Source organism: Flavobacterium branchiophilum NBRC 15030 = ATCC 35035, from assembly GCF_002217205.1.
In the GTDB taxonomy this organism is placed as follows: Bacteria; Bacteroidota; Bacteroidia; order Flavobacteriales; family Flavobacteriaceae; genus Flavobacterium; species Flavobacterium branchiophilum.
In genome coordinates this window covers 1-14,452 of the sequence record NZ_MUGT01000129.1, presented here as the reverse complement: position 1 = coordinate 14,452, position 14,452 = coordinate 1, and the positions used below count along the sequence as shown (strand labels likewise).

The 14,452-nt window shown below is 32.8% G+C and carries 10 protein-coding genes; 7 read left to right on the top strand and 3 right to left on the bottom strand.

Annotated features, from left to right (window positions below):
• Window positions 1-59: 59 nt before the first annotated feature.
• The 5 genes from bshC (at window position 60) to B0A58_RS13110 (ending at window position 7,292) form a co-directional block, all read left to right on the top strand.
• Complete coding sequence (bshC, locus tag B0A58_RS13130; protein WP_089081437.1) at window positions 60-1,658, top strand: bacillithiol biosynthesis cysteine-adding enzyme BshC; 1,599 nt, start codon at window positions 60-62, stop codon at window positions 1,656-1,658.
• Window positions 1,659-1,721: 63 nt separating this feature from the next.
• Entirely contained in the window at window positions 1,722-5,192 is a 3,471-nt protein-coding gene (locus tag B0A58_RS13125; protein ID WP_089081436.1) for a methylmalonyl-CoA mutase family protein, read from the top strand.
• 16 nt (window positions 5,193-5,208) lie between these two features.
• Window positions 5,209-5,685 carry a GyrI-like domain-containing protein gene (locus tag B0A58_RS13120; RefSeq protein ID WP_089081435.1) on the top strand — a complete coding sequence of 159 codons (477 nt, stop codon included), beginning with the start codon at window positions 5,209-5,211 and terminating at the stop codon, window positions 5,683-5,685.
• A 7-nt stretch (window positions 5,686-5,692) separates the two neighbouring features.
• The gene (locus tag B0A58_RS13115) at window positions 5,693-6,544 is read left to right on the top strand and encodes an alpha/beta hydrolase (protein WP_089081434.1); all 852 of its coding nucleotides are present in this window, start codon (window positions 5,693-5,695) and stop codon (window positions 6,542-6,544) included.
• A 172-nt stretch (window positions 6,545-6,716) separates the two neighbouring features.
• On the top strand, window positions 6,717-7,292 hold the full coding sequence (locus B0A58_RS13110) for a PhnA domain-containing protein (RefSeq protein WP_014084539.1): 576 nt from the start codon (window positions 6,717-6,719) through the stop codon (window positions 7,290-7,292).
• 73 nt (window positions 7,293-7,365) lie between these two features.
• On the opposite strand, the gene secA is transcribed toward B0A58_RS13110, so the two are convergent.
• From secA to B0A58_RS13095, 3 genes are all read right to left on the bottom strand, one after another.
• Window positions 7,366-10,719 (bottom strand): preprotein translocase subunit SecA, encoded by a 3,354-nt coding sequence (secA, locus tag B0A58_RS13105; protein WP_089081433.1) that lies wholly within the window; start codon window positions 10,717-10,719, stop codon window positions 7,366-7,368.
• An 84-nt stretch (window positions 10,720-10,803) separates the two neighbouring features.
• Complete coding sequence (locus B0A58_RS13100; protein ID WP_007138072.1) at window positions 10,804-11,025, bottom strand: DUF2795 domain-containing protein; 222 nt, start codon at window positions 11,023-11,025, stop codon at window positions 10,804-10,806.
• Window positions 11,026-11,213: 188 nt separating this feature from the next.
• Window positions 11,214-11,783: a cob(I)yrinic acid a,c-diamide adenosyltransferase gene (locus B0A58_RS13095; RefSeq protein ID WP_014084537.1), complete on the bottom strand. Its 570-nt coding sequence runs from the start codon at window positions 11,781-11,783 to the stop codon at window positions 11,214-11,216.
• 485 nt (window positions 11,784-12,268) lie between these two features.
• On the opposite strand from B0A58_RS13095, the gene B0A58_RS13090 reads away from it, so the two are divergent.
• Together B0A58_RS13090 and B0A58_RS13085 are read left to right on the top strand one after the other, a co-directional pair.
• Window positions 12,269-12,685, top strand: coding sequence for a hypothetical protein (locus B0A58_RS13090; RefSeq protein ID WP_089081432.1), 417 nt, complete (start codon window positions 12,269-12,271; stop codon window positions 12,683-12,685).
• Between the two features lie 38 nt (window positions 12,686-12,723).
• Window positions 12,724-14,452: PKD domain-containing protein (locus B0A58_RS13085; RefSeq protein WP_133063141.1), on the top strand; the 1,729-nt coding region annotated here is incomplete at its 3' end.

The window sequence follows — 14,452 nt, the reverse complement described above, 5'->3', positions numbered from 1 at the left end:
AATACTTTATTAATCATTATTTTTTTTAGATTTGTAACTTATTTATCAACCCATTTACTATGTCATCAGATTGTGTTGCTTATCAAGAATCTCGTTTTTTTCAACCCATTATTGTTGATTATTTGAATCAAAATAATGCAATGGCTCATTTGTATAATAGATTTCCAAATATCGAAAATTTTCAAAGTCAAATCAACGAAAAAAAAGCTAGTTTTGACAATCTTCAATTAAAAAACAGATCAATTTTAGTTGATGTTTTAAACAATCAATATCAAAATATAAATGTTTCTGCAACAACTAGTCATAATATTAGTCAATTATTGTATGAAAATACTTTTACAATAACTACGGGACATCAATTGAACTTGTTTACTGGGCCATTATATTTTTTATATAAAATTATAACTACTATTAATCTTTGTAAGACTTTAAAACAACAATTTCCACAACAACATTTTGTTCCCGTTTATTGGATGGCCACAGAAGATCATGATTTTGAAGAAATCAATTTTTTTAATTTTAAAGGAAAAAAATTCCGTTGGGACAAAACCGTTTCAGGAGCTGTAGGTTCCATTTCAACTGAAGGTTTAGCCGCTTTTTTGTCCACTTTTGAAAAAGAAATGGGAACTAATATTCATGCTAAAACCATAAAAAAATGGTTTGAAAATGCCTATTTAAAACATGATAATTTGGCAGATGCTACCCGATATTTAGCTAACGAACTTTTTGGCGAACAAGGTTTAGTTATTTTAGATGCCAATGAACCCAAGTTGAAACAAATTTTTTCTCCTTTTGTAAAAATGGAGTTGTTAGAACAAATATCTTATAAGAAAATTTCTGAAACTTGTAAACATTTTAAAAATTACAAACCTCAAGTTACGCCTCGTGAAATCAATTTGTTTTATTTAGACCATCAAATCAGAGAACGAATTGTAGCAGATGGTAACAATTTTAAGGTACTAAACACCAATTTGTCTTTTACAAAACAAGCCTTATTGGATTTATTAGAAACTAATCCAGAAAAATTCAGCCCAAATGTGGTTTTGAGGCCCATGTATCAAGAAGTGATTTTACCCAATTTGTGCTATATTGGAGGGGGAGGGGAATTGGCTTATTGGTTAGAACTAAAATCTACTTTTGAAGCCCATCATGTTGTTTTTCCAATGTTATTAATTAGAAATTCAGTTGTTGTTTTATCTCAAAAACAAGTTTCAAAAATGAAAAAATGGCATGTTTCGGCACATGATTTATTTTTAACAAAACAAGAGTTATTAACCCAAAAGACCAAAGAACTTTCCGAATTTCCTATTGATTTTTCGCAACAAAAAAAGTTTTTAGAAAAACAGTTTGAAGCATTATATGTATTAGCTCATCAAACAAATAAATCTTTTTATGGAGCCGTAAAAGCTCAAGAAATGAAGCAATTAAAAGGCTTGGACAATTTAGAAAAAAAATTGTTAAATGCCCAAAAAAAACAATTTCATTCGGAATTAGATCGTATGCAAGCATTGCAAAACGAAATTTTTCCTAATGGAAGTTTGCAAGAAAGACAACTAAATTTTTCAGAATTTTATATAGAATATGGTCCAAATTTTATTCAAAAATTATTGGATTCTCTAAATCCTTTTCAACAAAATTTTGAAATGATTTCATTTTAATTATTTTTTATATTTTTTAAAATATTCGTAAATTGCACCCATTAATTTAATCTAAAATTCACAATGATTCAACAAACACCTTATATTCCTAAAAATAAAATAAGAATAGTAACCGCTGCTTCACTTTTTGATGGTCACGATGCAGCCATAAACATCATGCGTAGAATTATTCAAGCCACAGGCGTTGAAGTGATTCATCTTGGACACGACAGAAGTGTGGAAGAAGTAGTAAACACTGCCATTCAAGAAGATGCGAATGCCATTGCGATGACTTCTTATCAAGGAGGACACAATGAATATTTCAAATATATGTATGATTTATTAAAGGAAAAAGGGGCTGGACATATCAAAATATTTGGTGGAGGTGGAGGTGTAATTTTGCCTTCTGAAATTTCAGAATTACACGAATACGGCATTGAAAGAATTTATTCGCCAGATGATGGTCGTGCCATGGGATTGCAAGGGATGATTAATGATTTGGTGAAAAGGTGCCCCCCAACCCCCGAAGGGGGAGCTGAAATGGCTGCAGAAAATTTGACTGAAAATCTCAAGAATAAGAATGTAAATACTATTGCCCGATTAATTTCTTTAGCTGAAAATAATCCTGAAAAATTTCATACTCTATTTCCACAATCTTCAGAAGCTCCTCATTCGGGGGCGGCTCCCGTCTTAGGAATTACAGGAACTGGTGGTGCTGGAAAATCATCATTAGTGGATGAATTGGTGCGTCGTTTTTTAATTGATTTTCCTGAAAAAACCATCGGATTAATTTCGGTTGACCCATCCAAACGTAAGACTGGTGGTGCTTTGTTAGGCGATAGAATCCGAATGAATGCTATTAATAATCCTAGAGTTTATATGCGTTCGTTGGCAACTCGTCAATCCAATTTGGCTTTATCCAAATATGTGGCTGAAGCAATTGAAGTACTAAAAGCCGCTCAATATGATATTATTATTTTAGAAACGTCTGGAATTGGTCAATCGGATACCGAAATTTTAGAACATTCGGATGTTTCGTTATACGTAATGACACCTGAATTTGGAGCTGCTACACAGTTAGAAAAAATTGATATGTTGGATTTTGCTGATTTAGTGGCATTGAATAAATTCGACAAACGAGGTGCTTTAGATGCGATTCGTGATGTGAAAAAACAATACCAACGCAATCATAATTTGTGGGATGTGGATACCGATAAGATGCCTATTTTTGGAACAATCGCTTCACAATTTAACGATCCAGGTATGAATACACTCTACAAATCCATCATGGATAAGATTGTAGAAAAAACAGGAGCCGATTTGAAATCGACTTTTGAAATTACACGTGAAATGAGTGAGAAAATTTTCGTGATTCCTCCACATAGAACGCGTTATTTATCTGAAATTGCCGAAAATAATAGAAAATACGATGAAACCGCTCTTTCTCAAGTAGAAGTAGCCCAAAAATTATATGGGATTTTTAAAACTGTGGAATCGGTTAACGGAAATTTACCGCAATTAGATAAAGCAGGAATTATTGAAAGTTCATTGAAAATTACTGCGGATAACAAAGATTTTGTTTCGTTATTGACAAAAGAATTTGACCGAGTAAAAATGAATTTAGACCCTTATAATTGGGAAATTATTTTAACTTGGGACGAAAAAGTCAATAAATACAAAAATCCAGTGTATAGTTTTAAAGTTCGTGATAAAGAAATTAAAATTGCTACACATACCGAATCCTTATCACATTCGCAAATTCCAAAAGTGGCTTTACCAAAATACCAAGCTTGGGGTGATATTTTAAAATGGAATTTACAAGAAAATGTTCCGGGAGAATTTCCTTTTGCGTCTGGTTTGTATCCATTTAAAAGAGAAGGCGAAGACCCAAGTAGAATGTTTGCAGGAGAAGGTGGTCCAGAACGAACCAACAAGCGTTTTCATTATGTTTCTGCCGGATTACCAGCAAAACGTTTATCAACGGCTTTTGACTCAGTAACTTTATACGGAAACGATCCACATATTCGTCCTGATATTTATGGAAAAATTGGAAATGCCGGAGTTTCGATTTGTTGTTTAGACGATGCAAAAAAATTGTATTCTGGTTTCGATTTGAGTCATCCAATGACCTCTGTTTCCATGACGATTAATGGACCAGCACCAATGTTGTTAGGATTTTTTATGAATGCGGCCATCGATCAAAACTGTGAAAAATACATTATTGAAAATGGTTTGCAACACCTAGTTGAAGAAAAATTAATTGAATTATACGATTCTAAAAACATTCCCCGACCTGCTTATCGAACAGACAACTCCCCCTTCGGGGGCGGGGGGGCTAATGCCTTACCAGAAGGAAATAATGGTTTAGGGTTGATGCTTTTAGGCGTAACGGGCGATCAAGTTTTACCTTTAGATATTTATCAAGATATAAAAATGAAAACCTTAGCACAAGTTCGTGGTACGGTTCAAGCCGATATTTTGAAAGAAGATCAAGCACAGAATACCTGTATTTTTTCTACCGAATTTGCCTTGCGATTAATGGGTGATGTGCAAGAGTATTTCATCAAACAAAATGTTCGTAATTTTTATTCGGTTTCAATTTCTGGATATCATATTGCTGAAGCAGGGGCGAATCCAATTACGCAGTTAGCATTTACATTATCTAATGGGTTCACTTATGTGGAATACTATTTAAGCAGAGGAATGAACATCAACGATTTTGGTCCGAATTTATCGTTCTTTTTCTCGAATGGAATCGATCCTGAATATGCAGTTATTGGTCGAGTGGCTCGAAAAATTTGGGCGAAAGCCATGAAAAACAAATACGGAGCCAATGAAAGAGCACAAATGTTGAAATACCATATTCAAACTTCGGGGCGTTCGTTGCATGCACAAGAAATTGATTTTAATGATATTCGTACGACTTTACAAGCATTGTATGCAATTTATGATAATTGTAATTCCTTGCATACCAATGCTTATGACGAAGCAATAACAACACCAACAGAAGAATCCGTGCGAAGAGCTATGGCTATTCAGTTGATTATTAATAAAGAATTAGGGTTGGCGAAAAATGAAAATCCAATTCAAGGTTCTTTTATTATTGAAGAATTGACGGATTTAGTAGAAGACGCTGTTTTACAAGAATTCGACCGAATTACAGAACGTGGCGGGGTTTTGGGTGCGATGGAAACCATGTACCAACGATCTAAAATTCAAGAAGAAAGTTTGTATTATGAAACCTTGAAACACACGGGTGAATTCCCAATTATTGGTGTGAATACGTTCTTAAGTTCCAAAGGTTCGCCAACGGTTATTCCGGCAGAAGTGATTCGTGCCACAGAAGAAGAAAAGCAATATCAGATTGAAATGTTAGCGAATTTGCATCAAACCAATGCAGAGAAAGTAGCGGAACAATTGAATAGCATTCAAGAAGCAGCCATTAAAAACCAAAACATTTTTGAGAAATTGATGGATGCCACCAAAGTTTGTTCATTAGGTCAAATCACCAGTGCTTTGTTTGAAGTGGGAGGGCAATATAGACGGAATATGTAATAAATTAATATTTTAAATGAAACCAATCCTTAAAACCTTTCCAACCACTAAATTCATAGGTAAAAACCTTTCATTTTCGTATGCTGATTATCGAGCATTTGAATTATGGAGTAGTTTTATGCCTAGACGAAAAGAAATTGAAAACACCGTTGGTTCAAATTTGTACAACATTCAAGTGAATCCTGAAAACTTTGATTTTCAGCCGAATACACTTTTTGTAAAATGGGCTGCGGTGGAAGTTTCTAGTTTTGGAAATATTCCGAACGATATGGAAACATTGGAAATTGAATCAGGTTTGTATGCCGTTTTTCAATATAAGGGAGATCAACAAGGAGTTGCAGCTTTTTTCAAATCGATTTATATGGAATGGTTGCCTTCCTCGGGATATGAATTGGAAAATCGACCTCAATTTGAAATTTTAGGCGAAAAATATAAAAATAACGACCCCAATTCCGAGGAAGAGATTTGGATTCCGGTTAAACATAAACTTTAAAAAAAACATGAAAAAGATTACATTATTTTTATTTTTTATGATGCTAAATGTTTCGGTATCATTTGCTGCTACAGTAGATACTTTACTAATAGCATCAAAAAGCATGAATAAAAGTTACAAAGCGGCAATTGTGTTACCTAATAATTATTCAAAAAGTAAAAATAATTATCCTGTTTTGTATTTATTGCATGGTGCTTATGGACATTTTGACAATTGGTTACAATCTACACCAAACCCTAATTTGGTTAAAAATTTATCAGATTTATACGACATCATTGTTGTAATGCCTGAAGGAGAAACTTTTAGTTTTTATATCAATAGTCCTTTAAATCAGGCCAGCCAGTTTGAAACCTATATTAGTCAGGAAGTTATCCAAAAAATTGACGCTACATACAGAACGGTTTCAAATAAAAATGGAAGAGTAATATCAGGTCTTTCTATGGGAGGACATGGAGCTTTATATTTAGCTACTAAACATCCAGACCTGTTTTGTGCAGCAGGGAGTATGAGTGGAGTAGTGGATATGACTATTATGATTAGTCCTGAGCGTATCGAGAGAACAAAATCATTATTTGAACCAATATTAGGAAAAGAAGTTACAAATCCACAAGCATACAAACCATATACAATTATGGATCAAATAGAAAAAATTAAAAATAATAAAATACCTTTGATAATTGACTGCGGTGTAGAGGATTTTTTATATGAAATAAATAAAGAATTTCACAGACGCTTGTTGTATTATAAAATACCTCACGACTATATCGAAAGACCTGGTGCACATACGTGGGAATATTGGGAAAATGCTTTGCCTTATCAAATGCTATTTTTTAATAATATTTTGAAGAAAAAAGAATAGTTATAAATAAATAAAGATTAATATTTGTGTTGGGCTACATGATAATATCAATAGGCTACTTTATTTGATTTTTAATGCAAAGTTATCCTTTTTTTTGCAAATTGTTATTAATTTTATTTCTTTTTAGGTTGCAATTTATACCTTTGCCCAAAATTTAAAAAAATCATATCCAATGAGTGTAATAGAAAAAAAACTGAAGGACCGTAGTGGTGCAATTTGTGAAATTAGTGGTACAGAACATGATTTAGTAGTTTATACACTAGCACCTTATACGGCTGAAAGTTTAGAACATTCGGTATTAATAGCCCAAAATTTAAAAAATCAAATAGAAAATCCAGAAACTACCGACGAAAAAGATTGGCGAGGTTTATCAGAAAGCATGTGGAGCGAGCATTTACCTGTTCAAATTTTATCCTATCGGATGCTTGCTCGACTAAAAAATAATGATTTGCTCGAGATGATGTATTTGGAAGAAGAAGCCTTAAACTGGGCAAAAGCAACTGGCGAAGGCGAAGAGGAAGACGAAAACAAAGTTGTACATAAAGACAGTAATGGTGCTGTATTGAAAGATGGCGACTCTGTAGTTTTAATTAAAGATTTGGATGTAAAAGGAGCTACTTTTACTGCAAAAAGAGGCGCTGCTGTACATCATATCAAGTTGGTTTGGGACGATGCCAATTTAATAGAAGGTAGAGTAGAAAATCAAAATATTTATATTTTAACACAATATGTAAAGAAAACAAAATAATTGTATCTTTCTTAAAATAAAAAAGCCAAAATATAGCAATATATTTTGGCTTTTTTATTTATTAAAAAAAGTATTAATTTACAATAATCCATTCTCCAGAGGACAATAAATTTTCGGCTTTTTTGTATTTCATATTTTCTGTTTTACCTGTTGCAACATGTTGAATGGTAACATTGTCGTTTCGATTTATTTTTGGTGCATCTCTTACAATGGTTTCTGTTACCTGACGTTGTTGGGTATTGGTTTCTTCAATAGCAGTTTCAGATGTAACCTCTTTAGAAGCAATTTCTTCTCTGCTTGTTGTATAATTTACTTTTATAGGAGCAGTAGTTGGAGGTGGTGCAACTTGCAATTGCAATTGAGGCAAATCAGCTTTCATCAAAAACGAAACCACTTCTTTATTTACGGTATTGAGCATATTACTAAACAATTTGAATGCTTCTAATTTATAAATAAGTAACGGATCTTTTTGTTCGTGCACTGCTAATTGAACGGATTGTTTAAGTTCGTCCATTTTTCTTAAATGTTTTTTCCAAGCTTCATCAACAATAGCAAGCGTAATATTTTTTTCAAAATCAGCAATCAAGTTACTCCCTTCAGACTCGTAAGACAATTTCAAATCGGTTACAATATTCAGTTCTCTAATGCCATCTGTAAATGGAATTACAATTCTTTCATATCTATTATTAATATCCTCAAAAACATTTTTAATGATTGGCATTGCCGCTTTGGCAGTTCTATCTATTTTTTCTTGATAATAAGTAGCAGTAGCTTTATATACTTTGGCCGTAATGTCATTTGCGTTCATTTTAGCAAACTCAGCTTCCGAAACTGGGCTTTCGATACCTAAATAGCGGTACAATTCAAACTCATAATTTTTATAATCATTTGCACCTTTATTGGTATTAACAATCAATTCACAAGTGTCATATTGCATATTGGCCAAATCCAGTTTCAATCGTTCGCCAAACAGTGCATGACGACGACGTTTATAAACCACCTCACGTTGGGCATTCATCACATCGTCATATTCCAATAATCTTTTTCGTGTACCAAAGTTGTTTTCTTCTACTTTCTTTTGAGCTCTTTCAATAGACTTAGTCATCATCGAATGTTGGATCACTTCGCCTTCTTTTAGCCCCATTCTGTCCATAACTTTGGCAACTCTTTCAGATCCAAATAATCGCATCAAATTGTCTTCCAAAGAAACATAAAATTGAGAACTTCCAGGGTCTCCTTGTCGGCCAGCTCTCCCTCGTAGTTGTCTATCTACTCGTCTGGAATCATGTCTTTCTGTACCAATAATTGCTAATCCGCCCGCCGCTTTTACTTCGGGTGTCAATTTGATATCGGTTCCTCTACCTGCCATATTGGTAGCAATAGTTACTACACCTGGTTTTCCTGCTTCTTCAACAATTTGAGCTTCTTGTTTGTGCATTTTAGCATTCAATACATTATGCGCTACACCTCTCATTTTCAACATACGACTCAACAATTCCGAAATTTCAACAGACGTTGTTCCAATCAAAACTGGACGACCAGCTTGACTCAATTGCGTTACATCTTCGATAACTGCGTTAAATTTTTCTCGTGTAGTTTTGTAAATATAATCTTCTTTGTCAATTCGAGATAATCCTCTGTTTGTTGGGATTTCCACTACGTCTAGCTTGTAAATTTCCCATAATTCCCCTGCCTCGGTAACAGCAGTACCAGTCATGCCACCCAGCTTACGGTACATTCTAAAATAATTCTGAAGGGTAATGGTTGCAAATGTTTGAGTCGCTGCTTCAATTTTTACATTTTCTTTGGCTTCTATAGCCTGATGCAAACCATCAGAATACCTACGGCCATCCATAATACGGCCTGTTTGTTCATCTACAATCAAAATTTTATGATCCATAATCACATATTCCACATCTTTTTCAAACAAGGTATAGGCTTTCAAAAGCTGTGTTAAGGTGTGAATACGTTCACTTTTAATAGAAAAATCCTGAAATAAATGCTCTTTTTCTTCAGATTCTTCTTCTTTATTTAAATTTAATTTTTCAATTCGAGCAATTTCTGTTCCAATATCTGGCAACACAAAAAAGTTTTCATCTTCAGACCCCGAGGATAAATATTTGAAACCATTTTCTGTTAGCTCAACTTGGTTATTTTTCTCTTCAATCACAAAATACAATGCTTCATCTACCTTTGGCATCTCGCGATTGTTATCTTGCATGTATTGATTTTCTGTTTTTTGAAGCAATTGTTTGATCCCTTCTTCACTCAAAAATTTTATCAAAGCTTTGTTTTTTGGTAAAGATCTGTATGCTCTAAGTAATTGAAAACCACCATCTTTTGTGTTACCTTCTTTGATGAGCCTTTTGGCTTCTGTCAAAAATCCATTAGCCAATTGTCTTTGCAAATTATACAAACCTTCAATTTTAGGTTTCAATTCATTAAACTCATGTCTGTCGCCTTGTGGCACAGGCCCAGAAATAATCAATGGTGTTCTAGCGTCATCAATTAAAACCGAATCTACTTCATCTACAATAGCAAAATTATGTTTTCTTTGAACCAAATCTTCTGGCGAATGGGCCATGTTGTCTCTCAAATAATCAAATCCAAATTCATTATTTGTTCCATAAGTAATGTCAGCTTCATAAGCTTTTCTTCGACCTTCGGAGTTTGGCTCATGATTGTCTATACAATCTACAGTCAAACCATGAAATTCAAACAAAGGAGCTTTCCAAGTGCTATCACGTTTGGCCAAATAATCATTAACGGTTACCAAATGTACTCCATTGCCTGTAAGGGCATTCAAATAAAGTGGTAATGTAGCAACTAAAGTTTTTCCTTCTCCTGTTTGCATCTCGGCAACTTTTCCTTCATGCAAAACGATACCACCAATAAGTTGCACGTCATAATGCACCATATCCCAAGTTATTTCTTTTCCAGCGGCATTCCATGAATTAGCCCAGTTGGCTTGGTCGCCCACAATTGTAATATATGGTTTTGTAGCCGAAAGTGCTCTGTCTTTTGCGGTTGCACTAACGGTAACACTGGTGTTTTCTTTAAATCTTTTGGCGGTTTCTTTTAAAACTGCAAATGCTTCTGGTAATATTTCTGATAATGTTTTTTCAGATAATTCATAAGCTTCTTTTTCTAAAGCATCAATGGCCAAATACAAATCTTCTTTTTTATCAATGTCTTCCGTTTGTTCTACTTCAATTTGCAGGCTTGCAATTTTGGCATCCTTTTCGGCTCTTGCATTTTGAATTCTCGTTTTAAATTCTGTTGTTTTTGCTCTTAATTCATCATGAGACAAACTACTAAATGCCTCTTCCAATGCCTTGATTTTTTTTATATAAGGTTGTGTAGCTTTAACATCCTTTTGGGACTTATCGCCTACAAAAACTTTCAATATACTGTTTATGAAACTCATAATTTATTGTTTTACTTTTTGTTTTTATTTAGTTATTTTAACGAAAAAAAAAGCCTCTTTTGAGACTTTTCTTCTTTTATTCTATTAATATTCATCCTCGTTCCAAAGATAGTCTTCGTCTGTTGGATAATCTGGCCAAATCTCTTCCATCGATTCGTAAATTTCTCCTTCATCTTCAATAGATTGAAGGTTTTCTACAACTTCAAGTGGAGCTCCAGCTCTAATCGCATAGTCGATAAGCTCATCTTTGTTAGCAGGCCACGGTGCATCACTTAAATAAGATGCTAATTCTAAAGTCCAATACATCTTGTTAGATTTTAATTTGTGCAAAAATAATTTTTTTACCGAAAAAATCAAGTAAATTTACATTTATTTTTCAATTTTTTTTAAGAACATCACATTGTAAACCAAAATAGCGGCATCTTCTACCTTATTTTTCATAAAAATGATGTCTTTTTGGTTCTTCATCAACCAGATCAAACATCCATTAATAATCATTTTCTAGGTATCCATTTTACCTCTTCGGCTTGCAAGTCAAAACTCAATTTCCGTGCCAATACAAACAAATAGTCAGATAGTCTGTTCAAATAAGCAATAGCAAGCGCAGACACCCCTTCAAAATGACTTAAATGTACCGCCAAACGTTCGGCTCTGCGACAAACACAACGTGCAATATGACAATATGACACTATAACATGTCCACCTGGCAATATAAAATGTGTCATTGGAGGCAATAAAGCATCCATTTGATCCATTTCTTGTTCCAAAAAAAGTATATCACTTTCAATAATGCCTAATTTTTGCAATCTTGGCTCTCCATTTTTTTTAATTTCTTTTTCTGGAGGTGTTGCCAAAATGGCACCAACAGTAAACAACCGATCCTGAATTTCAATCAACACCTTTTGATATGCTTCGTTAATGTCTTGATCTCTTATCAATCCTATGTACGAATTGAGTTCATCTACAGTGCCATAGCTCTCTATCCGAGCATGGTCTTTGGGAACTCTAGTACCACCAAAAAGAGCAGTCGTTCCATTATCCCCTGTTTTTGTATATATTTTCATAACATTTTTAAATAACCATATTTTTTTTATGAAATCTTAAAATTTATTGATCCTTCATAAATACTTTCCAGCTACAAAATTAACTCAAAATAATGAATTGAATAGCTAATATTTTTTATTTAATTATTTTAAAATATTTAAATATCGATAAAAATAATATTGTTTTTATTTTTTAAAGTCATAAAGCGTTAATTTAACGACAAATAACACTTATAAAATATTTTTAAAGAATTGGACAAAGAAAAATAAATACAATTTAGATTTGTATTTTATTCATCTATTAAATTTATAGCTTCAAATTATGGTTATTATTATTTTTTTTTGTAATTTTCGCACCTAAAAATAAATTATAAACATTTTTTGAAATGAAAAAATGTAGATTTTTAAATGAAAACAACTTTATGTTGTAGATAAAAAAATGTATTTTTATGTTTCATCAAATTTTTTGTTTAAAAAAAATTACAAAATAAATAAGTTTTATTATTATGAAAAAATTAGTATTGCTGCTTTTATCATTAAGTATTCCTATTATTTCAACTGCTCAAGTACAAAAAACAGCTGTAGATGCTAGAATTGTAGAAGTATATGCGGATCAATTAGAAAAATTAGTTTTAACCGACCCACAAAACTTAAAAGATTTAAACGATATTTTAAACAAAAGATATGAAATTATTGAATTAAAATACGAAATTGATGAAAAATACCTTAACTTATCTAATATCCCATTGTTTAATAAATATAATCCAAATTTAACAAGAGATACTTATCCATTCGACACAAATACTTTTAATATATTGAAATATGATTTGAATTTTTTTGAACCATACGATATGGTTTATAGGATTTATCAAACCAATTATGCCATTGTAATACATCCTCAATTTAAACCAAAATACAATTAAAGCCTTATTTGTTATTTATCTTTTTTAAATATAATAAAATGAAAAAATATTTATTTTACATACTATTTCTTACAAGCGTTACTTGTTTTTCTCAATTCAATATGTCAAATGCACCTGTAAGTGCTTGTACAGGTACTTTTTTTGATTCAGGTGGTGCCAATGTTGGGTATAATTCTAATGAAAATTTCACAAAAGTATTTTGTCCTACAACAGCAAATACTGCAATGAAACTTACATTTACAGCCTTTAATATAGAAAATAATGCTGATAAAATGTATATTTATGATGGTAATTCTATTTCTGCTCCATTATTAGGCACCTATACTGGTACAACTTTGCCAACAAACATAATAGCTACTGCTGCAAATGGTTCAGGTTGCTTAACTGTACGATTTATTTCAGATGGTACAACTAACAATTCTGGTTGGGAAGCAAATATAAGTTGTGTACCCATTTGTCAAACGATAGTTTCAAATTTAGTAAGTTCAACTCCATCTGCAGTAGATAGTGTAATACAAATTTCTCAAAACCAAAATGTATCTTTTAATGGTTCGGGCGTTTTTGGAAATTCTGGTGCTGGAGCTACTTATATCTGGGAATTTAGCAATGGCGTTACCCAAACTGGGCAAAACATTGTTCACAATTTTCCAAATGCCGGCTATATCTTAGTAAATTTAAAAATTATTGATTCTAATGGATGTCAAAGTACAAATAAATTGAATATAATAGTTCAAGTTGCGTCTCCGCCTAATGTTACATTTGCACCAGTAACTGTTTGCCCTGGTCAACCTATAACTTTAAATGCTACAGTTACTCCAATTGAATATCAATACGATTGTTCTCCACCTGTAGTTGGAGTAACTTTTTTACCTGACGGTAATGGAGCGTCTTATCAAACAAGTATTAATGTTGATTGTTATGACCCTACAAAATTAATAACTTCAGCAAATGATATTTTAAATATATGTTTAAATATGGAGCATTCTTATTTAGGTGATTTAGACATCGTTTTGAGAAGTCCCAACGGTCAACAATGTATTTTAAAAGCTTATCCTGGTGGTGGTGGAACATTTCTAGGTAACCCTTTTGATGACCCTTCTACACTAGTAGGTACTGGTTTGAATTATTGTTTTACTAATACAGCTACAACTACACTTGTTGCTGGTCCCACCATTCCAACTACGGGTGGTTCAGGCGGTACAACTGTTGCTCCTGGAGATTACAAGCCAGTTAATTCTTTTAGTAATTTTATAGGATCTCCAATAAATGGTATTTGGACTATCATAGTAACAGATCATTTAAGTGTAGATAATGGTTATATTTTTTCATGGGGAATTGATTTTAATCCAAGTTTTCTGCCGCAAGATTTAACTTTTCAACCAACAATTGTATCACAAAATTGGGATAATGTAAATAGTAATCCATATACATTTAATGCAGAAACACCTTCCGTATCTACAAACTATACGCATACATTTACTTATTCTGATAATTATGGAGGTAGTTATTCTCAAGATTTTACTTATCAAGTACCTATAATGCCATTAACCACCCCCACAACAGCGCAATCGTCTATATGCCAGTCTAGTAGTACATTTAATTTGAATCAGTTTGTACCAATCATCCTCAATGGATTGTCAGCGGCTGATTATGAAGTATTTTTCTATACTAGTAGTGCCAATGCTCAAGCGGGTACCAATCACATTACCAATTTGAATGCTTATCCGGGTACAGATAATCAAACAATATATGTATCTGTAACCGATC

Coding starts and splice junctions, on each gene's coding strand:
- B0A58_RS13120 (WP_089081435.1), top strand. CDS start 5,209: ATGAAACCAATCCTTAAAACCTTTCCAACCACTAAATTCATAGGTAAA.
- bshC (WP_089081437.1), top strand. CDS start 60: ATGTCATCAGATTGTGTTGCTTATCAAGAATCTCGTTTTTTTCAACCC.
- B0A58_RS13095 (WP_014084537.1), bottom strand. CDS start 11,783: ATGAAAATATATACAAAAACAGGGGATAATGGAACGACTGCTCTTTTT.
- secA (WP_089081433.1), bottom strand. CDS start 10,719: ATGAGTTTCATAAACAGTATATTGAAAGTTTTTGTAGGCGATAAGTCC.
- B0A58_RS13090 (WP_089081432.1), top strand. CDS start 12,269: ATGAAAAAATTAGTATTGCTGCTTTTATCATTAAGTATTCCTATTATT.
- B0A58_RS13115 (WP_089081434.1), top strand. CDS start 5,693: ATGAAAAAGATTACATTATTTTTATTTTTTATGATGCTAAATGTTTCG.
- B0A58_RS13110 (WP_014084539.1), top strand. CDS start 6,717: ATGAGTGTAATAGAAAAAAAACTGAAGGACCGTAGTGGTGCAATTTGT.
- B0A58_RS13125 (WP_089081436.1), top strand. CDS start 1,722: ATGATTCAACAAACACCTTATATTCCTAAAAATAAAATAAGAATAGTA.
- B0A58_RS13100 (WP_007138072.1), bottom strand. CDS start 11,025: ATGTATTGGACTTTAGAATTAGCATCTTATTTAAGTGATGCACCGTGG.